A 17,271-nucleotide genomic window follows, 5' to 3' on the forward strand; every position below is an offset into this window, starting at 1 on the left:
GCCCGAGCGGTCTTTGATCCAGAAAACATGCGCGCGCCGCAGGTGCGCGATACGGCTTGCCGGGCAGCAACCTGCCCGGACGCGGCAAGCAGTCCTATTCCGCTGCCTGAAGGAAATTCGCGCCGCCGGCATCGGTCAGCAGGAAGGCCTCGCCGCACTGACGCGACAGATTGCGCACGCGCAGGATATAGCCCTGGCGCTCGGTTACCGAAATCACGCCGCGGGCATCCAGCAGGTTGAAGACATGGCTTGCCTTGATGCACTGGTCGTAGGCCGGGAGCACGCATTTGTGCAGGGCACCGGGTTCGGTCGGCGCACCGGATTTCAGAATGGCTTCGCATTCCTTTTCCGCATCCTCGAAATGCTTGAGCAGGATCGCGGTGTCGGCCATCTCGAAATTGTAGCGTGAATATTCCTGCTCGGCCTGCAGGAAGACGTCGCCATAGGTGACTTTTTCAGCGCCTTCGCGGCCGTTGAAATTGAGATCGTAAACGTTATCGACGCCCTGCACATACATCGCCAGACGCTCAAGACCATAGGTCAGTTCGCCGGCCACGGGGGCACATTCGATGCCGCAGACCTGCTGGAAGTAGGTAAACTGGCTGACTTCCATGCCGTCGCACCAGCATTCCCAGCCGAGACCCCAGGCGCCGAGCGTCGGGCTTTCCCAGTCATCCTCGACAAAGCGGATATCATGCAGCAACGGATCAACGCCGATGGCGGCGAGTGAGCCCAGATAGAGCTCCTGCAAGTTCGACGGATTGGGCTTCAGGATCACCTGATACTGGTAGTAGTGCTGCAACCGGTTGGGGTTTTCACCATAGCGGCCATCCTTGGGGCGGCGCGAGGGCTGCACATAGGCTGCATTCCAAGGCCTGGGGCCAAGCGCACGCAATGTCGTGGCCGGATGGAACGTGCCGGCGCCGACTTCCATGTCATAGGGCTGCAGCACGACGCAGCCGTAATCGGCCCAATAACGATGCAGGGCAAGAATGAGGCCCTGAAACGAGCGGGTGGGCTTCATGTGATCTGGAAGGGCTTCGGTCATGGCTTGGGATCCGGATGGCGCATCATTGGTTCGCGGGCTGCTCCGAGAGCGGCCCTGAATGTGCGCGACAGGTGCCACGGCTCATCTTTACGGTCAAGTGCGCGACTGCGCCAAGTGCGGGATCAGGCAGGCAGGAAAGATCTATTCGTCGGGTTTCCTGAGCCGGTATTCGCCGGTTTCGGGATCCTCGATCAGGGTTCCCTGCGCACCTGTACGGGTTTCCTTTTCCGCGTCCCTGACCTTGGCGCTGACGCGTTCGGCCTCGGCGACAAAACGCTTGTAGCCCAGCCAGGCAACCGCACCGACGGCGGCGAGCAGAAGAAGTTGCGGCATTGTAGCGGTCCTTTCCTCACCCTGGAACCGGGCGTCCCTTTTGCAGACCGGAGCATTCCCTCCCCTCACCTGCCTTGTTTTGGCTGGCGGCAGTCAGGGCAACCCCATGAACCGCCAGACCTGCGCGTTTGGTATCAGAGGCCGTAGCGTGCCCAAAGTGCGCGTTCATCGAGTGCATTCAAACCTGCTTCCCCAACTCCGGCAAGCGCATCCACGGCGAGCGATGCGCTCACGCCCGGAACGCGGCGGCCGAACAAGCCGCGCTGCGCGGTGATCAGGCGCATTTTCACCTTGTCGCCGAAGCGGGCACGCAGCGCCGAACGGAGATCTCCCAGCTCATCGACCAGCCCAAGCTCCTTGCCGCGAATGCCGGTCCAGAAGCGTCCGGTGAACAGGTCCGGATCGTCCTTGAGACGCGCGCCGCGGCTGTCCTTGACGAGATCGATGAAGACCTTGTGAATATCGAGCTGCAGATCCTTCAAGCGGGTAATATCCTCGGGATTTTCCGGCTGGAACGGATCAAGCACCGACTTGTTTTCGCCAGCGGTATAAACCCGGCGTTCAACACCGATCTTGTCGATCAGCCCGGTGAACCCGAAGCCCGCGGAAATCACGCCGATGGATCCGACCACGGAAGACGGGTCAGCAATGATCTCGTCGCCGGCACAGGCGATCATGTAGCCGCCGGACGCCGCCACGTCCTCGACGAATATCAGGACCTTCTTGTTCTTCTCGGCGGCCAGATCGCGGATCCGCTTGTAGATCAGGCGCGACTGAACCGGCGATCCGCCGGGTGAATTGATCACGATCGCCACCGCCGGCGCCTTCTTGTCGGCAAAGGCCCTGGCGAGCAAAGGAGCCACCGTCGCGATATTGAGGTTCTGGCGAAACTGGTTGCCACCGGCCATGATCTGGCCATGCAGCCTGACAACCGGAATGACAGTCAGATCCTTGCGGAACCGGGCGGGGTAGAAAGAACTCAAAGAAACCATGGTGGACCATTCCTGTTGTCGGCAGCATGACAAAGCCGGCATCTACATGCACCAAGCCATGTATGTCTTTTCTGTCCCAGTGCAATGGTGCGACAGGCGTCAGCGTTGTTTTGGCGGCCGGTTTTTCATCCGCCGGGGGAAGGCCGCGCGTCCATTGGCAAGATCATTCATCCGGGCGGAAAAGCCATGTCCCGCCCCCTCATGAACGAGAAGCCGGTCGCGCAGGCTCATGCGGGCACGGCTTCCCTTGATCGCGGTGACCAGGATGCGGATTGCATCGTCTGCCTGGCGCGGGACGAGCGGGGTAACTTCAACACCGCCAAAACGATTGCCAAGCGCCACAAGAATTTCCGCCATCGATTCCGGGCGCGCGATGACCGACACCTGACCACCCGGCTTGAGGATCGCGGCGGCAGTGCGAAGCCAGCGTTCGAACAGATCGCCGGTCTCCATGGCATGGGCTTCAGCCTTGAGCGGATCGGGCGTTTTCCGGTCTGCTGCGGAATTGAACGGCGGATTGAGAATGACATAGTCATAGGCATAGTCGGCAAGCCCGGCGTCGCGGCGCAATTTGCCTTGAAGCGATACATCGGCCTCGATGACGCGCGCGCGCGCCGCCAGATGCGCATTCTCCTTCAACGCCAGCGAGCGCCGGGCGCAATCAGCCATTACAGGTGCCCGTTCGATCAGGTCCGCGCTGAGGTCCGGCAACCGGTTGATCGCTGCCAGCCCTGCCGCCCCGGCCCCCGCGCCGAGATCGGCCAGCAATCCCCTGGCGCCATCGGGAACGGTCGCCGCAAGCAGCATGGCATCCATACCGGCCCGGTGACCGGCATCGGAGGGCTGGACCAGAAAGAACCCGCCATTGTGAAAGGCATCTATGGTGTGACCGGATACCGCGTGGCTCTTGGCATCGGGCTCTGCCGGATGGCCGTTGGCCGGTTGCCCTGATACGGGCACCGGCGGCTTTTCGTCAGGCGCCTGCGTCACGGTCATTCCAGGGCCTGAGTTCCTCTTCCAGCCCGGCATCGATGACGATGCGGCGGGCCTGGGCCGCCATGGCAGGATCAACAAGGATGCGCCGGGGGATGACACCCACCGAGCCCTCGAGGATGCTCATGCCGCTGTCAGCCACCATGCAGCCAATCCCGGCATCGCGCATCAGGCTTTCCACGAATGAAATGAGCACCGGGTCATTGGTGCGGATGAGATCGTGCATGTGTTCTCCTTACAGCGGGCGCATTCATGTGAATGGGCAAAAGACGCTGTACCGCCTTGAATGAACGCATGTGGCTTTTCGCTCACATGAATTCAATCGAGCGCGACATGCATCAGGATCCCTTTGTTTCATTCGAATGTATCAGTTATCAAGCCCCATCCGCGGCAAATCGCAGCTTGCCGTGGTGAAGTGGGCTGAATATTGTGTTTCCAAAGATGAATCAGGAGTCCGTACCCTTGGGCGTAGTCATATCACTGGACGATGGAAAACACAGAGACGCCTCGGTCAAGCCGCTGGTTGAGAACACCAGGGCAGACATGGATCGCGTCAATCAGCTGATCCTGTCCAAGGCGGGCTCGGATGTGGCGATGATTCCGGAGGTGGCGAACCATCTCATTTCCTCCGGCGGCAAGCGGCTGAGGCCGATGCTGACGCTGGCATCGGCGACGATGTTTGGCTACAGCGGCGAGTTTCACATCAAGCTCGCAACGGCCGTGGAATTCATGCACACCGCGACGCTGCTGCACGATGATGTCGTCGATGAAAGCGATCTGAGACGCGGCCGCTCGACCGCCCGCATGATCTGGGGAAACCAGGCCAGCGTTCTGGTTGGCGATTTTCTGCTCGGACAGGCCTTCAAGATGATGGTCGAAGTCGGTTCGCTGGAGGCGCTGGACGTGCTTTCCACCGCCGCATCGGTGATCGCCGAGGGGGAAGTGCTGCAATTGTCCGTCGCCAAGAACATGGAAACGACGGAAGATGACTACCTCGCAGTGATCCGGTCCAAGACGGCGGCGCTGTTTTCTGCCGCCTGCGAAGTCGGGCCGATCGTGGCGGGCGTCAGCAAGGCCGAACGCAATGCGTTGAGATCCTACGGCATGAATCTCGGACTGGCGTTCCAGCTGATCGACGATGTGCTCGACTATGGTGGATCGGCGCGTGATCTGGGCAAGAACGTCGGAGACGATTTCCGCGAAGGCAAGATCACCCTGCCGGTGGTGCTGGCCTACCGCCGCGGATCCGAATCGGAGCGGGCGTTCTGGCGGGAAGCTATCGAAGGCGGCAAGAGCGACGACCAGGCGCTGGAGAAGGCGATGGGGCTAATCACCAAGTATGGCAGCCTGAAAGACACCACCGCCCGGGCCGAGCATTATGCCTCGATCGCACGCGACGCACTGGCGCCATTGCCCGATTCAGCAGAGAAATCGGCGCTTCTGGAAGTCATCGCGTTTTGCGTGAACCGGGCCAGTTAGAATCCAGACCGGATTACCCTTCATCTGCGGCAGGCTTGAGCCTTGCCGCCCTGCGCCAAAAAAGCCATTGTGTTGGTTAAATATGCTTCGGCGCGTGGCCGGCGCATGGCCAGAACGAACATGAGGCAGGACTTGATGCGGCGAAACATGACAGCCCGGTTTGCGGCCAGCCTTGCGCTGAGCGCGATTCTTTCCATAGGCGGCGCCATTGCCCCGGTAACAGGCCAGGCCGTTGCTGCAACAGCCCAGGAACAGGATCAGCAACCCAATTTTCTCGGCTTCGCCGGGGCCTATCTCGCCGGACGCACCGCCGATGTCGACAACGACACAAGCCGCGCAATCGAGTTCTACAGCAAGGCGCTGGAGTTCGACCCCGACAACACCGAAGTCAAGCAACGGCTGATGGTGGCGCTGTTTAGCGGCGGTCGGTTTTCCGAAGGCGTCGTGCTGGCGCGCGAATTGAAGGAAGACCCCGCGGTTGCGCAGATTTCACGGCTGGCATTGATGGTGGAAGCCACCAGCAAGCGCGAATACCGCAAGGCCGCCAAGCTGCTCAATCCGGAAGACAGCAACCCGATCGACCGGCTGCTCAACACCTTGATGAACGCCTGGGCGGAATTCGGCGACGGCAAGGGCGAAGCGGCGCTCAAGACCATCGTGGCGCTCGAGGGACCTCCCTGGTATCCGGTCTTTACCCGTTACCATGCCGGTGCCATGGCACAGGCAATGGGCAACAAGGCAGAGGCCCGCAAACACTTCACCGACCTGATCGCCGACCCCCAGTCGGGTGCAGCCGCACCGGACACCTATATCCGGGCAGTGATGGCATTGGCCGGGCTTGAAGCGCGCGACGGCAACAAGCGCGCGGCGCTCGACGCGCTGGCAGCGGGCGAGGATTTCTCTCCCGGCTACGCCCCCCTCGCCGCTCTCAGGCAGACCATCGAAGGGGATGGCAAGCCCGAACCGGGCGTGATGACGGCGCAACAGGGAGCGGCCGCGGTGCTGTTCACGCTGGGCAGCGCACTCAATCGCGAGGGAGCGGAAGAAACCGTGGTGGTCTATCTTCAGTTTGCCCGCACGCTCGATCCCGACAATGCCGCGACGCTGGTGATCCTGGGCGGGCTGACCGAGCGGCTCGGCAAGCCGGAAGAGGCCATCAAGATCTACCAGTCCGTGCCGAAGACCTCACCGATGCGCCGGGTTTCGGAACTGCAGCTGGGGCTGGCGCTGGCGGATCTGGGCCGCGCGGATGAAGCCAAGGATCATCTCAGGGCGCTGATTGACTCCGACCCGAAGGATATCCGCAGTTATCTGGCCTATGGCAGCGTGCTGTCGCAGGACAAGGACTATGCCGAAATGGCGCGCACCTACGAGACCGCGATTTCGATGATCGGGCCGGCACCGACGCGCAATGACTGGAACCTGTTTTTCCAGGCCGGCATTGCCAATGAACGACTGAAGCAGTGGCCGAAGGCGGAAGCGCATTTCAAGCGGGCGCTTGAGCTGTTCCCTGACCAGCCGCAGGTGATGAACTATCTGGGATATTCCTGGATCGACATGAACATCAATCTCGAAGAAGGCATGGACCTGATCCGGGCGGCGGTCGATCTGCGCCCCAATGACGGCTACATCGTCGATTCACTGGGATGGGCGCATTACCGGCTGGGCGAGTATGATGATGCGGTTCGCGAACTTGAGCGCGCCGTTGAGCTCAAGCCCGCCGACCCGACGATCAATGATCACCTCGGGGATGCCTACTGGCGTGTTGGCCGTGAACTTGAAGCGACGTTCCAGTGGAAGCGGGCGCTGAGCAATGATCCGCCGGAGGATCTCAAGCCGGAAATCGAAGCCAAGTTGGCCAACGGCCTGACCGATGCGGGAAAGACCGTTCCGGCAACCGCCAATGGCGCAAACAAGAGCAACAAACCGGCAGCTCCCCAGGATGGCGCCGGAGAAGACAAGAAGAGTGACCTCGACCACCCCGGCAGCCTGACACGGCAGGCCTGGCTGGACACGCGGGCAGATGAGCCAGGCAATGCGGGTTACTCCTCTCCGGGATTCAATGCTCAGAACTGATGCGCCGGCCAAGATCAACCTGGCGCTTCATGTCACCGGACGGCGGGCCGACGGCTATCACCTGATCGAAAGCTTCGTCGTCTTTGCCGAACTGGGTGATCATGTGAGCGTTGAGCTGGCGGACAGGGATATGTTTTCACTGGAAGGCCCGGAGGCTGCGGTGCTGTCGACCGAAGCTGCAAGCAGCAACCTGGTTGTCCGGGCGCGGGATGCCTTGCGTGATGCCGCCATGCAAGCCGGCACCAAGCTGCCCCCCGTCGCCATACGGCTCGACAAGCAGCTTCCCGTCGCCTCCGGCATCGGTGGCGGCTCTGCCGATGCGGCGGCTACGCTGAAGGCCCTGTGCGCGGTTTGGGGCTACGATCCCGGTGCGGAAACCCTGTCGAGGATTGCACTTGATCTCGGTGCGGATGTGCCGATGTGCCTGGATGGACGGCCGCTGATTGCCCGCGGCATCGGCGAAGCACTGACCGCTGTCGAACTCGGCTTCGGACTTGACCTGGTTATCGTCAATCCGCGCATCGGCGTCTCGACGCCCAAGGTGTTTTCAGCGCTCGAGAGCCGCGACAACCCGCCCTTGCCCGACCCGGAAGGTGTTGGCGACAAAGACCGTTTCCTGCAGTGGCTCGCGGCAACACGAAACGACCTGCAACCGCCGGCGCAAAGCATGGTTGCCGAAATAGCCCAGTGTCTTTCGGCGCTGGATCTGGCAGGTGCGCAATTTGCCCGCATGTCAGGATCCGGGGCAAGCTGCTTTGGGGTGTTTGAAAGCGCTGAAGCTGCGCGAATTGCAGCGGAAGGTTTGCAGCGAGACAAGCCGGGCTGGTTCGTCGCCGCCACGCGAACGGTTGCAACCAGCTGATCAGGCAAAGCCGGGACTACTGCAGCGCCAGCACGGCGGCCGGGACGATCTCGCATTTCAGCCGGGTCATCGCCAGTCCACGGCCGAGGCTTTCAAGCGACTGACCGGATTTGGCATTGGCAACCGCCTGGCGCTTGGGGATCAGCACTCCATGCTCCAGCGCCGACAGGCGGCGGCGGAACCGTTGCAGAAACGGCAACCGATATTCCCTCGACGGCCGCATCCGGGCCGACATGCGGCCGGAAACCATGTGCTGACCGATATGATCGATCCAGCCCAGCAACGGCCTTGCACCCGGCTCTATCAGCAGCAGCCAGTCGCCACGCGCCGAGCGGACGACCTCGCGCAGATCCGGATCTTCCAGAAACCGGCACCCTGCTGCATCCGCCAACAAGGCGGTGCCATCGCGCGATCCTCGGTCAAGGATGACGACTTCCGCGACGAGGCCCTCGACGGCGCCCTGCACAAGCGCAGCCAATGTGACCGCGAGGGCATTTTCCTGGTCTTTGCATTCAATCAACACACTGATCATGGCTCTTCTTAGTGCAAACGCAGCCCGTTTGCCAGCCAGAGCCGACACCGGTTTGCGGGAGTGAACACAGGTAGCCGTCAATTTTGTTCTTGCTTTGTTTCCATTGTCGAGATAGGAATATAATCATGAACAGCGACCGATACCTATTCTCTCCCGGTGCTGATGGAGGTTTCATGCCAAGCCTTGCTACATTGAAACAAACCGCGCTGGCGCCCGGCCTGAACCCCGCCGAAGCCGATGCGTTGATGAATGCGAGTGGCATTCGGGTTGCTCACGATCGTGTGCGTGGCCGCGGCGCCGGGCTGAACATGTCGGGCCGTTTCGAAGTCAACACCCGTGAAATCTTCGACGACGGCTGGAGCAGCCTCGATGACCTGGCGCCGTTCAAGACCGAGGTGCAGATCGAAAAGCCGCGCACGATCATTACCCGCAACCAGTCTCCCGACCTGTCGTTTGACCGCTCGATCAACCCCTATCGCGGCTGCGAGCATGGCTGTGTCTACTGTTTCGCCCGGCCGACACATGCCTATATGGGGCTGTCGGCGGGTGTGGATTTCGAAGCGCGGCTGTTTGCCAAGCCCGATGCGCCGCGACTGCTGGAGCGCGAACTGTCGAAGCCCGGCTACAAGGTGCAGCCGATCGCCATCGGCACCAATACCGATCCCTATCAACCGGTCGAGAAACAATGGCGCATCATGCGGCAATTGCTCGAAGTTCTGGAAGCGGCCGGCCATCCGGTCGGCATCGTCACCAAATCGGCGATGGTGATGCGTGACATCGATATCCTGTCGCGCATGGCGTCCAGGGGGCTTGCGCGGGTGGCCCTGTCGGTGACCACGCTCGACCGCAAGCTGGCGCGGACCATGGAGCCGCGCGCGGCAACGCCTGAACGGCGGCTTGAAGCGATCAGGGCGCTTTCGGATGCAGGCATTCCGGTTTCGGTGATGGTGGCACCGGTCATTCCCGGTCTCAACGACCACGAGATCGAACGCATTCTCGATTCGGTCAAGGCTGCGGGTGCGGATGCGGCGGGCTACGTCATGCTGCGTCTGCCGATAGAGGTCAGCCCGCTGTTTCGGGACTGGCTGCTCCGGCATTACCCGGACCGCTACCGGCATGTGATGTCGCTGGTCCGTTCGATGCGCGGCGGCAAGGATTATGATGCCGAATTCGGCAAGCGGATGCGCGGCACCGGGCCCTACGCCTGGCAGATCGCCCGGCGCTTCGATCTGACGGCCAAACGGCTTGGGCTGAACTTGCGGAAGACGCCGTTGCGGACCGACCACTTCGTGCCGCCGCGTGGCGAGGGGGTTCAGCTGAGCCTGCTCTAGCGCATTTAACGCAACGCCGTCGATGTTCGGACATTGCCGCGGTTTGCGTTTCTTGCAGGTTTCGCTGCGCCACAGGCCTCGCCTGGCTCGTTGCGCGGCGATAAATCCGGACCGCCCCCGCCCCATAAAGCGGTCCGGCGCCCGAGCGGCATTCCGTCCCCAGCCGCCGGGACTTGCAGAGGATCGGGCGGGTGTGCGAGTTTCGCCGCAATATGGCTCGTACCCCGCCCGATTCGCTGTTCCCCGATTATCCCGCAACGCCGGACTATCGCTTCGAGCAGCATGCCGTTCAAAATGGTTTTCCTCTTGTTGCCGGCCTTGACGAGGCCGGGCGCGGACCGCTGGCGGGTCCCGTCGTGGCGGCTGCGGTGATCCTCGATCCAGGCTGCATACCCGACGGACTTGATGATTCCAAAGCCTTGAAACCGGCCAGGCGGGAATTGCTGTATGAAGCGATCCTGACGTCCTCGACGGTGGCCGTCGCCAGCGCATCGGCGCGTGAAATCGAGGCAACGGATATCCGCGCCGCCAGCCTTGCGGCGATGCGGCGGGCGCTGAGTGCGCTGCCGGTGAAAGCAGATTATGCGCTGGTTGACGGACGTGATGTGCCCGAGGGGCTCGATTGCATGGCGCGGGCGCTGGTCAAGGGCGACGCGCGCTCGCTCTCGATCGCAGCCGCCTCGATCATTGCCAAGGTCACACGCGACCGGATGATGAAGCGGGCCGCGGCCATATATCCCGAGTACGGATTCGAGAGCCACATGGGCTACGGGGCGCAACGGCATCTCAAGGCGATTGCCGAGCACGGCCCCTGCCCCTTGCACAGGATGACATTCCGGCCGATGCGCAAGGACTGATGCCCGGCACAATCCTTGCAAGCAGGCCTTGCAAGCAGGATCCCGACAAAAAAGGCCGGGATGCGATCCCGGCCTTGATTTCAATCTCGATAGGCGATGCTCAGTTGAGGCGTGTCTTCAGCTCGCCAAGCGAAGCCTTGAACAGTTCGCCCGAAGCCTTGCTGTCCACCTTCGAACCGATCAGCTTTTCAGCTGCGGCGATCGCCAGATCGACTGCCGAGGCGCGAACCTCGTTGATCGCATCGGATTCGGCCTGCCGGATCTTCTGTTCGGCCATCGCGGTGCGGCGGCTGACATAGTCCTCGGTCTTGGCCTTGGCGTCCTCACGCAACACGGCGGCTTCCCTTTCCGCGGCGCTGAGAATGCTCTCGGCCTCGGATTCGGCTTCCTTGCGCTTGCGCTGATACTCGGCGAGCAGTTGCTGTGCTTCTTCGCGCAGCCGCTTGGCTTCCTCGAGTTCATTGCGGATCTGGTCGGCGCGCTTGTCGAGCGCACCGGCAATCATCCCCGGCACCTTTGCATACACAACGATACCGAGAAAAATGATGAGACCGACTAATGCCCAGAATGTAGCGTCCATGATCGTCTTCCCTGCTTACTTGCCCGACGCCGACCGGATCGCCGCAGCGACTTCGGCCTTGGTCACGGAGCCGCCAAGAAGATGCTTGACCACATCGGTTGCGGCATCTTCGGCGACGGTATCAACGTCGGCCAGAGCCTTGGTCTTGATTGCGGCAATGCTTTTTTCAGCCTCCGCCATCCTGGCACTCAGCTCGGTCTCGGTCGAAACCCGTTCTGCTTCCGCCGCAGCCTTGGCCTTTTCACGCGCGGTTTCGGCAATGACTGACGCTTTCTTGCGTGCGTCCGCCAGTTCCTGCTCGTAGGCAGCAATGGCGTTGTCAGCCTCTTCCTTCAGGCGATTGGCCTCATCGAGATCCTGGGCGATCCGGTCACGCCGGTGCTCCAGAATGCCGCCGATGCGGGGCACAATGACCTTTGACATGAGCAGATAGAACAAGCCGAAGGTGATCGCCAGCCACAACAGCTGCGATGCGAAGGTCGATGAATCGAAGGGCGGAAAGACGCCGCTACCGTGGGCTTCGCCACCGTTTGCGCCGGTTTCCGAATGGGTCCCTTCGGTGGGGTTGGACTCGGCATAAGCCGGGGTCACAACAAACATGGTCACCTCCAGATGAAATGCCACGCCGGGGTATCCGGCGTGGCAAGCCTAACTCTCGTTCTTCGACTAGACAGCGAAGAGGAGAAGGAGAGCGACGAGCAGCGAGAAGATGCCCAGAGCTTCGGTCACGGCAAAGCCGAAGATCAAACGGCCGAACTGGCCGTCAGCTGCCGACGGATTGCGCAGAGCGCCTGCCAGGTAGCTGCCGAAGATGTTGCCCAGGCCAATGCCCGCGCCGCCCATGCCGAGGCAAGCGATGCCGGCGCCGATGTACTTTGCTGCTTCTGCTTCCATGATAAAACTCCTTTGGAATGGGATGGATGCGATTTTGATGGCGGCGGACCGCCGGTGAGTGGAACCTAGTGACCCGGATGCAGGGCGTCGTTGAGGTACATGCAAGTCAGCACCGCAAAGACGTAGGCCTGAAGGAAGGCAACAAGGAATTCGAGACCGGTGAGCGCCACAGTCATGAGCAGCGGCAGGATTGCCGTACCGATGCCGAGTGCGCCGAGGCTGCCAAGCGAAGCGACAAAGCCCGCGAACACTTTCAGCGTGATGTGGCCGGCCAGCATGTTGGCAAAAAGACGCACGGACAGGCTGATCGGACGCGACAGGAACGAGATCACCTCGATCATTACCACCAGCGGCATCAGGATACCTGGCACGCCTGACGGCACGAACAGGTTGAGGAAATGCAATCCATGCTTCCAGAAACCGTAAATCACCACGGTGCCGATGACGAGCATGGCAAGCGCGAAGGTGATGATGAGATGAGAGGTGATGGTAAAGAAGTAGGGGAACATGCCGATCAGGTTTGCCACCAGGACAAACATGAACAGCGAGAACACCATCGGGAAGAACCGCATGCCCTGTGATCCGGCGCCATCGCGCAGCATGGAAGCCACGAACTCATACGACATTTCCGAGATCGACTGCAGGCGCGAGGGAACCAATCCGCGGTTTGCGGTGGTCAGAAACAGGAACCCGGCGGCAACGGCAACAGTGCCGACCATGAACAGGGACGAGTTGGTGAACGACAGGTCAAGCCCGCCGATCTCAATGGGGACGAGCTTGCTGATCTGGAACTGGTGAATCGGATCGTTTGACACCTAAAACCTCTTTCTCGCCATCCGGTCGAACCGGATATTAATTCCCGTCGTCTTCGCCGCCCGTGCCGGTTTTGCCAGCCCCGCCCGAACCCGGCTGGGCGACCGCGCCGGTCGAGCGCAAAACATTCAGTACCCCGGCACAGAACCCGAGCAGCAGAAACACGATCAATCCCCAGGGCGATGTGCCCAAGAATCGGTCGAACAGATACCCCAGTATCACACCAACGACCACGCCGGCGATGAACTCGCTCGACAGCTTGACCGCAAGCGCATAGCCCTTCGAAGCTTCCCTGTTGGAGCCCGCTTCCTGCTCCACCTTGCGGCGGGCGAGAAGTTCGGCATCCAGGCGCTTGCGACGGGCGTCCAGGCTTTCCGACAGGTCCCTGTCCGTTGCATCGCCGTTGCCCGGGCTATCCGGGCCGCCAGAACCGCGCTTTTCATCCATGGATGCGCTCCCCTGACTCGCCAGCGACGACCGGAAAAAGTCCGTATCGAAGTCGGGCGCAACATAGTTTTAGGGCTGATCATAGTCAAGGCGCGGAAAGGCCATAGTGGGAGACGCATTTTTGCATATATTTCAATGCCTTGCCCAGACGCTCCCGGCACCCGCTACAGAAGTATCAGAAAAACTTGGCCGGCTGCGTCAGACTCACGCAGACAGCGGCGCATCAGGCTGCTTCGTTCGCGCTCCCTGCCCGGCGCCCAATCCGGACGCCTGATGGCGCGGTCGAAGGCCTTGAACCGTCCAGACCGGAGGCGAATTCAGGCGGTATTGCCCACCGGCCGGACGGCCGAAAGGATCAGGACCAGCCACCACCATAGGTGACATAGAAGATGTGCAGCCCGATCTGGCCGACCTTGCGCATTCTCTTGGCCCAAGGCGGGCGCACATAGGTCGCGTGGTAATGGGTCGAGGATCCGACTTCCTTCAGCCAGATCTTCCCGGCGGTGGTCGCCAGCGCGATTTCTTCAGCCATGTCCCAGTGCTTGGGCGAGCGGATCCTGTCCTTGATGCCGTCGCACGCGAATGAAAACTGGCACCGGTTGCGCCAGTTGTCATTCTGGTACACCACGCCGCAGACCGTATTCGGATAGGTCGGATTTCGCACCCGGTTGAGAATCACCTGGGCAACCGCGGCCTGGCCTTTGACGCTTTCGCCACGGGCCTCGAAATAGATGCCGGCGGCGAGGCAGCGCTGCTCGGTTTCCGAGAATGTCTTTGCAGGCAGGGCGGTGCCTGCCCAGTCATGATCGTACTTGCCAACCGGCGGGATGAAGCGGCCGCGCTGGGTTTCCTCGCGCAGGACCGAACTGAACGGCGACTGCTTTGCATAGTCAGGCGCAGGCGGTGCATAGGCGGTGGCGAGGATGTCCGGATTGTCGTTGGTCACCAGGCTGGCCAGAACTGCCGGAACCTGGGGTTCGCTCCGGCGCTTGCCGGTGGTGTAGAACGCCTTGGCAATCTCGATTTCCTTGCCGCGGATGTCCGGCTTGAGGAATGTCATGCTGTTCTTCAGCTCAAGCGCGGGCCGCAACAGGCTTGAGTGCCGTTCCAGCACCGACCCGGCGGAGAAATCCTTGGGCGGCTGAACCGGAGCTACGGCAATGACGCGGCCCTTCTTGAGATGGCGGGTGACGCGGTCGGCATCGGGACGCGGATCGGCGACACCGATCTTGCCCTGAAAGGCGATCTTGTCCCCATTGGGAAGGGTTACCCCTGCCCCCGAAGCAATTGACGATGTCAGGATGGGATCGGCGAATTCCAGTTCCGCCGCCTGGATCGATCCCGCAGGCGACGCTGTAAGGAAGGTTTTCCAGCGGGCATCCGCATTGTCGCTGCCGGCCAGCATGGTGGCCATATCGGCATGCGAGGTGACGGTTGGTGAGGACAGGAATGCCGCAAGGCCAAAAACCATGGGCGCAGACAGGCGCGCAAACCAGGAATGGCCGCTGCCGGACGAACGACGCTTGTGACGCAAAACAAGAACTCCGGTACTCAAGACACACATACACGATACTGTGCCTGAGAATGGAGCATTAACCTTGATGGAGCGTTAATAAGCACGCCCTGAAAAACAACCCTGCTCAGCCCCGGCCTTGAACCGGCCGTCAGCGGGCCGATAACCGGTTTGTCCAAGCGCCAGACCGACGCCCGAACCAAACTGCTATCCGCTGCGCTTCTTGGGGGCCAGCTTGCCCGATACCGTGCGCCTGGCAGATTTCTTCGGCATCACAGACGCCCGCTTGGTCTTGCCGTCCTTGGGCGCATAAGGGTTGTCGCCACTGCGATAGACCACCCGCAACGGTATTCCGGGCATGTCGAAATCGGTGCGGAGCGAATTGACCAGATAGCGGGTGTAGGATTCCGGCACGGCTTCGGGCCGTGTGCACGAAATCATGAAGCCCGGCGGGCGTGACTTTATCTGGGTCATGTATTTGAGCTTGAGGCGACGCCCCGACACGGCCGGTGGCGGATGGTGACCCTGCGTGTGGTCAAGCCAGCGGTTGAGCTTGGCGGTCGAGATCCGCTTGTTCCAGGTCTTGTGGACCTTGGCGATGTTTTCCATCAGCCGGTCAAGACCGTCACCGGTCTGTCCGGCCACGGTGACCGCACGGATGCCGCGGATCTGCGGCAGCAGGCGGTCCGTCATCTCGCGCAGTTCGGCAAGCTTTTCCTGGCGGTTTTCGATCAGGTCCCACTTGTTGAAGGCAATCACCGGCGCCCTGCCCTCGCGGACAACCAGATCGGCAATCTGCAGATCCTGCTTCTCGAACGGAATGGTGGAATCGAACACGATCACCACCACTTCGGCAAAGCGGATGGCGCGCAAGGCGTCGGCGACCGAGAGTTTCTCCAGCTTTTCCTGGACACGCGCCTTGCGACGCAAACCGGCTGTATCGAACAGCTTGATCTTGCGGTCCTGCCATTCGAAATCAACCGCGATGGAATCCCGGGTGATGCCTGCTTCGGGCCCCGTCAGCAACCGCTCCTCGCCCAGGAACCGGTTGATCAGGGTCGACTTGCCAGCATTGGGGCGTCCGACGATGGCCACGCGCAACGGCTTGGTCTCGTCATATTCGGGACCTTCGTCTTCATCATCGGCGGTGTGCGGTATGACGACGTCGGTGACGGCCTCGGCCAGCGGATCATTCTTGGGCGGAAAGCAGCGTTCCTCGCCGAAAGCCTCGACGATGGCATCGCGCAGGTCGAGCATGCCGCCGCCATGTTCGGCCGAAATCGGGCAAGGCTCGCCGAGACCAAGCCGGAAGGCATCATACATGCCCGATTCCGAGCCCTTGGATTCGGCCTTGTTGGCAACCAGCACCACCGGTTTGCCGCGTTTGCGCAGGATGCCGGCCAGTAATTCGTCAGCCGGGGTCAGCCCGCCCTTGGCGTCGATCAGGAACAGCGCGCCATCGGCTTCGTCCATTGCCGCCTCGCTCTGCGCCCGCATGCGGCCTTCAAGCGTGTCGGGTCCGGCAACTTCGAGGCCGGCGGTGTCGATCATGCGGAAGCGCAAGTCGACCAGCCGCGCGTCACCGGGCCGGCGGTCGCGGGTCACGCCCGGCGTGTCGTCAACAAGCGCCAGCTTGCGGCCGGCAAGCCGGTTGAACAGGGTGGACTTGCCGACATTGGGGCGTCCGACAATGGCAAGGGTAATGGTCATGATCTGTCCTTGCCCGAAGGCGTCGTCATTGTTCGGGTTGCCCGCGCGGTCAGGATACGCCGCCCTTGGCGGCAATCAGGTCCAGCATGAGGGCCGCACGGGATTTGATGCCGTTTGGCGATTCACTGTCGGCGGCGATATCCCCAAACCACTGAGCGGCCTGTTTGAGATCTCCAGCCTTGTAGGCTGAAATTCCGAGCGCTTCGCGGGCCGAATGGCGGGCCGGATTTCCCGGAACCGCCAGCACTTCAACCTCGGCGGAAACATCCGAATAGCTGCCATTGTCAACCAGAAGATAGGCAGCACGAAGGCGCGCTGCATCGCGGATGGCCACAGGCTGCGACACATCCTTGCCGATCTCCGAGAACGCGGCAATGGCGGCGGCAGTATCGCCCTTGTCGGCGAGAACCGTGGCAGCACGCATTTTCGCCAACACCGGGTAAGACCCGTAGCCGGTCTTCTCGAGCTCCTGGAATTCAGCCAGCGCCGCATCGGTATTGCCGCTGCGTGCCTTTTCCAGAGCCGCAAGGAAGACATCGCCGGACCTGGCCGCGGTGGTTTCCTTCCAGTACTGCCAGCCACGCAGACCGGCTGTGATCGCCACGATACCGATTGCCACGGCAAGTATGACAAAGCGGAACCGCTTCCATAGCGCCTTCATGTAATCCGAACGGAGATCTTCATTGACCTCGCGGATGAATGTTGAATTGTCGTCGGTCATCGCGTCACCGGCCGGAGCCGGCCCTCTCAAATTCGTGCCGCAAGCGGCGTTGTGTGGGGCCTTCTAGCCGATTTTATGGCTTCTGTAAGG

Annotated in this window: 19 protein-coding genes; 5 read left to right on the forward strand and 14 right to left on the reverse strand. The window is 61.5% G+C overall.

Features of this window, described 5'->3' with window-relative positions; translation table 11 throughout:
- Nucleotides 1–94: 94 nt before the first annotated feature.
- The 5 genes from WNY80_RS20675 to WNY80_RS20695 all read right to left on the reverse strand — a co-directional run bounded on the left by WNY80_RS20675 (nucleotide 95) and on the right by WNY80_RS20695 (nucleotide 3,592).
- A complete protein-coding gene (locus WNY80_RS20675) occupies nucleotides 95–1,048 on the reverse strand; it encodes a glycine--tRNA ligase subunit alpha (RefSeq protein WP_342889302.1) in 954 nt (317 codons plus the stop codon).
- Between the two features lie 141 nt (nucleotides 1,049–1,189).
- Nucleotides 1,190–1,381 carry a hypothetical protein gene (locus tag WNY80_RS20680; RefSeq protein ID WP_342889303.1) on the reverse strand — a complete coding sequence of 64 codons (192 nt, stop codon included), beginning with the start codon at nucleotides 1,379–1,381 and terminating at the stop codon, nucleotides 1,190–1,192.
- 134 nt (nucleotides 1,382–1,515) lie between these two features.
- The gene (locus tag WNY80_RS20685) at nucleotides 1,516–2,373 is read right to left on the reverse strand and encodes a S49 family peptidase (protein WP_342889304.1); all 858 of its coding nucleotides are present in this window, start codon (nucleotides 2,371–2,373) and stop codon (nucleotides 1,516–1,518) included.
- Nucleotides 2,374–2,472: 99 nt separating this feature from the next.
- Entirely contained in the window at nucleotides 2,473–3,369 is an 897-nt protein-coding gene (locus WNY80_RS20690; protein ID WP_342889305.1) for a methyltransferase, read from the reverse strand.
- Complete coding sequence (locus WNY80_RS20695; protein ID WP_342889306.1) at nucleotides 3,347–3,592, reverse strand: DUF2007 domain-containing protein; 246 nt, start codon at nucleotides 3,590–3,592, stop codon at nucleotides 3,347–3,349. The genes WNY80_RS20690 and WNY80_RS20695 overlap by 23 nt, the downstream gene beginning before the upstream one ends.
- A 236-nt stretch (nucleotides 3,593–3,828) precedes the next feature.
- Between WNY80_RS20695 and WNY80_RS20700 the strand changes: the two genes are divergently transcribed.
- The 3 genes from WNY80_RS20700 (at nucleotide 3,829) to WNY80_RS20710 (ending at nucleotide 7,783) form a co-directional block, all read left to right on the forward strand.
- Nucleotides 3,829–4,845 (forward strand): polyprenyl synthetase family protein, encoded by a 1,017-nt coding sequence (locus WNY80_RS20700; RefSeq protein WP_342889307.1) that lies wholly within the window; start codon nucleotides 3,829–3,831, stop codon nucleotides 4,843–4,845.
- Nucleotides 4,846–4,992: 147 nt separating this feature from the next.
- The gene (locus tag WNY80_RS20705) at nucleotides 4,993–6,921 is read left to right on the forward strand and encodes a tetratricopeptide repeat protein (protein WP_342889308.1); all 1,929 of its coding nucleotides are present in this window, start codon (nucleotides 4,993–4,995) and stop codon (nucleotides 6,919–6,921) included.
- Complete coding sequence (locus WNY80_RS20710; RefSeq protein WP_342889309.1) at nucleotides 6,908–7,783, forward strand: 4-(cytidine 5'-diphospho)-2-C-methyl-D-erythritol kinase; 876 nt, start codon at nucleotides 6,908–6,910, stop codon at nucleotides 7,781–7,783. The genes WNY80_RS20705 and WNY80_RS20710 overlap by 14 nt, the downstream gene beginning before the upstream one ends.
- Nucleotides 7,784–7,799: 16 nt before the next feature.
- On the opposite strand, the gene WNY80_RS20715 is transcribed toward WNY80_RS20710, so the two are convergent.
- A complete protein-coding gene (locus tag WNY80_RS20715; protein ID WP_342889310.1) occupies nucleotides 7,800–8,315 on the reverse strand; it encodes a glycosyl transferase in 516 nt (171 codons plus the stop codon).
- A gap of 173 nt (nucleotides 8,316–8,488) precedes the next feature.
- Between WNY80_RS20715 and WNY80_RS20720 the strand changes: the two genes are divergently transcribed.
- Together WNY80_RS20720 and WNY80_RS20725 are read left to right on the forward strand one after the other, a co-directional pair.
- A complete protein-coding gene (locus WNY80_RS20720) occupies nucleotides 8,489–9,646 on the forward strand; it encodes a PA0069 family radical SAM protein (protein WP_342889311.1) in 1,158 nt (385 codons plus the stop codon).
- Nucleotides 9,647–9,858: 212 nt separating this feature from the next.
- Nucleotides 9,859–10,503, forward strand: a complete 645-nt coding sequence (locus WNY80_RS20725; RefSeq protein ID WP_342889312.1) for a ribonuclease HII — start codon at nucleotides 9,859–9,861, stop codon at nucleotides 10,501–10,503.
- Nucleotides 10,504–10,603: 100 nt separating this feature from the next.
- Here the strand turns inward: WNY80_RS20725 and WNY80_RS20730 are convergent, their stop codons facing one another.
- The 8 genes from WNY80_RS20730 to WNY80_RS20765 all read right to left on the reverse strand — a co-directional run bounded on the left by WNY80_RS20730 (nucleotide 10,604) and on the right by WNY80_RS20765 (nucleotide 17,181).
- Nucleotides 10,604–11,083, reverse strand: a complete 480-nt coding sequence (locus tag WNY80_RS20730; RefSeq protein WP_342889313.1) for a F0F1 ATP synthase subunit B — start codon at nucleotides 11,081–11,083, stop codon at nucleotides 10,604–10,606.
- A gap of 15 nt (nucleotides 11,084–11,098) precedes the next feature.
- Complete coding sequence (locus WNY80_RS20735) at nucleotides 11,099–11,683, reverse strand: F0F1 ATP synthase subunit B (protein WP_342889314.1); 585 nt, start codon at nucleotides 11,681–11,683, stop codon at nucleotides 11,099–11,101.
- A 66-nt stretch (nucleotides 11,684–11,749) separates the two neighbouring features.
- Nucleotides 11,750–11,977 carry a F0F1 ATP synthase subunit C gene (locus WNY80_RS20740; protein ID WP_045648097.1) on the reverse strand — a complete coding sequence of 76 codons (228 nt, stop codon included), beginning with the start codon at nucleotides 11,975–11,977 and terminating at the stop codon, nucleotides 11,750–11,752.
- Between the two features lie 65 nt (nucleotides 11,978–12,042).
- The gene (locus tag WNY80_RS20745) at nucleotides 12,043–12,792 is read right to left on the reverse strand and encodes a F0F1 ATP synthase subunit A (protein WP_342889315.1); all 750 of its coding nucleotides are present in this window, start codon (nucleotides 12,790–12,792) and stop codon (nucleotides 12,043–12,045) included.
- Between the two features lie 37 nt (nucleotides 12,793–12,829).
- Nucleotides 12,830–13,237 carry an AtpZ/AtpI family protein gene (locus WNY80_RS20750; protein WP_342889316.1) on the reverse strand — a complete coding sequence of 136 codons (408 nt, stop codon included), beginning with the start codon at nucleotides 13,235–13,237 and terminating at the stop codon, nucleotides 12,830–12,832.
- A gap of 355 nt (nucleotides 13,238–13,592) precedes the next feature.
- Nucleotides 13,593–14,708, reverse strand: a complete 1,116-nt coding sequence (locus WNY80_RS20755; protein ID WP_342889317.1) for a cell wall hydrolase — start codon at nucleotides 14,706–14,708, stop codon at nucleotides 13,593–13,595.
- A gap of 249 nt (nucleotides 14,709–14,957) precedes the next feature.
- Entirely contained in the window at nucleotides 14,958–16,460 is a 1,503-nt protein-coding gene (gene der, locus WNY80_RS20760) for a ribosome biogenesis GTPase Der (protein WP_342889318.1), read from the reverse strand.
- A 49-nt stretch (nucleotides 16,461–16,509) separates the two neighbouring features.
- On the reverse strand, nucleotides 16,510–17,181 hold the full coding sequence (locus WNY80_RS20765) for a tetratricopeptide repeat protein (RefSeq protein WP_342889319.1): 672 nt from the start codon (nucleotides 17,179–17,181) through the stop codon (nucleotides 16,510–16,512).
- Nucleotides 17,182–17,271: the final 90 nt, after the last annotated feature.

The sequence above is a fragment of the Hoeflea sp. AS16 genome (assembly GCF_038900095.1).
Lineage (GTDB): Bacteria > Pseudomonadota > Alphaproteobacteria > Rhizobiales > Rhizobiaceae > Hoeflea.

What these genes read in the sequence shown, in the direction of transcription:
- WNY80_RS20675 (WP_342889302.1), bottom strand. Translation starts at nt 1,048, where the DNA reads ATGACCGAAGCCCTTCCAGATCACATGAAGCCCACCCGCTCGTTTCAG.
- WNY80_RS20680 (WP_342889303.1), bottom strand. Translation starts at nt 1,381, where the DNA reads ATGCCGCAACTTCTTCTGCTCGCCGCCGTCGGTGCGGTTGCCTGGCTG.
- WNY80_RS20685 (WP_342889304.1), bottom strand. Translation starts at nt 2,373, where the DNA reads ATGGTTTCTTTGAGTTCTTTCTACCCCGCCCGGTTCCGCAAGGATCTG.
- WNY80_RS20690 (WP_342889305.1), bottom strand. Translation starts at nt 3,369, where the DNA reads ATGACCGTGACGCAGGCGCCTGACGAAAAGCCGCCGGTGCCCGTATCA.
- WNY80_RS20695 (WP_342889306.1), bottom strand. Translation starts at nt 3,592, where the DNA reads ATGCACGATCTCATCCGCACCAATGACCCGGTGCTCATTTCATTCGTG.
- WNY80_RS20705 (WP_342889308.1), top strand. Translation starts at nt 4,993, where the DNA reads ATGACAGCCCGGTTTGCGGCCAGCCTTGCGCTGAGCGCGATTCTTTCC.
- WNY80_RS20710 (WP_342889309.1), top strand. Translation starts at nt 6,908, where the DNA reads ATGCTCAGAACTGATGCGCCGGCCAAGATCAACCTGGCGCTTCATGTC.
- WNY80_RS20715 (WP_342889310.1), bottom strand. Translation starts at nt 8,315, where the DNA reads ATGATCAGTGTGTTGATTGAATGCAAAGACCAGGAAAATGCCCTCGCG.
- WNY80_RS20720 (WP_342889311.1), top strand. Translation starts at nt 8,489, where the DNA reads ATGCCAAGCCTTGCTACATTGAAACAAACCGCGCTGGCGCCCGGCCTG.
- WNY80_RS20725 (WP_342889312.1), top strand. Translation starts at nt 9,859, where the DNA reads ATGGCTCGTACCCCGCCCGATTCGCTGTTCCCCGATTATCCCGCAACG.
- WNY80_RS20730 (WP_342889313.1), bottom strand. Translation starts at nt 11,083, where the DNA reads ATGGACGCTACATTCTGGGCATTAGTCGGTCTCATCATTTTTCTCGGT.
- WNY80_RS20735 (WP_342889314.1), bottom strand. Translation starts at nt 11,683, where the DNA reads ATGTTTGTTGTGACCCCGGCTTATGCCGAGTCCAACCCCACCGAAGGG.
- WNY80_RS20740 (WP_045648097.1), bottom strand. Translation starts at nt 11,977, where the DNA reads ATGGAAGCAGAAGCAGCAAAGTACATCGGCGCCGGCATCGCTTGCCTC.
- WNY80_RS20750 (WP_342889316.1), bottom strand. Translation starts at nt 13,237, where the DNA reads ATGGATGAAAAGCGCGGTTCTGGCGGCCCGGATAGCCCGGGCAACGGC.
- WNY80_RS20755 (WP_342889317.1), bottom strand. Translation starts at nt 14,708, where the DNA reads ATGGTTTTTGGCCTTGCGGCATTCCTGTCCTCACCAACCGTCACCTCG.
- der (WP_342889318.1), bottom strand. Translation starts at nt 16,460, where the DNA reads ATGACCATTACCCTTGCCATTGTCGGACGCCCCAATGTCGGCAAGTCC.
- WNY80_RS20765 (WP_342889319.1), bottom strand. Translation starts at nt 17,181, where the DNA reads ATGACCGACGACAATTCAACATTCATCCGCGAGGTCAATGAAGATCTC.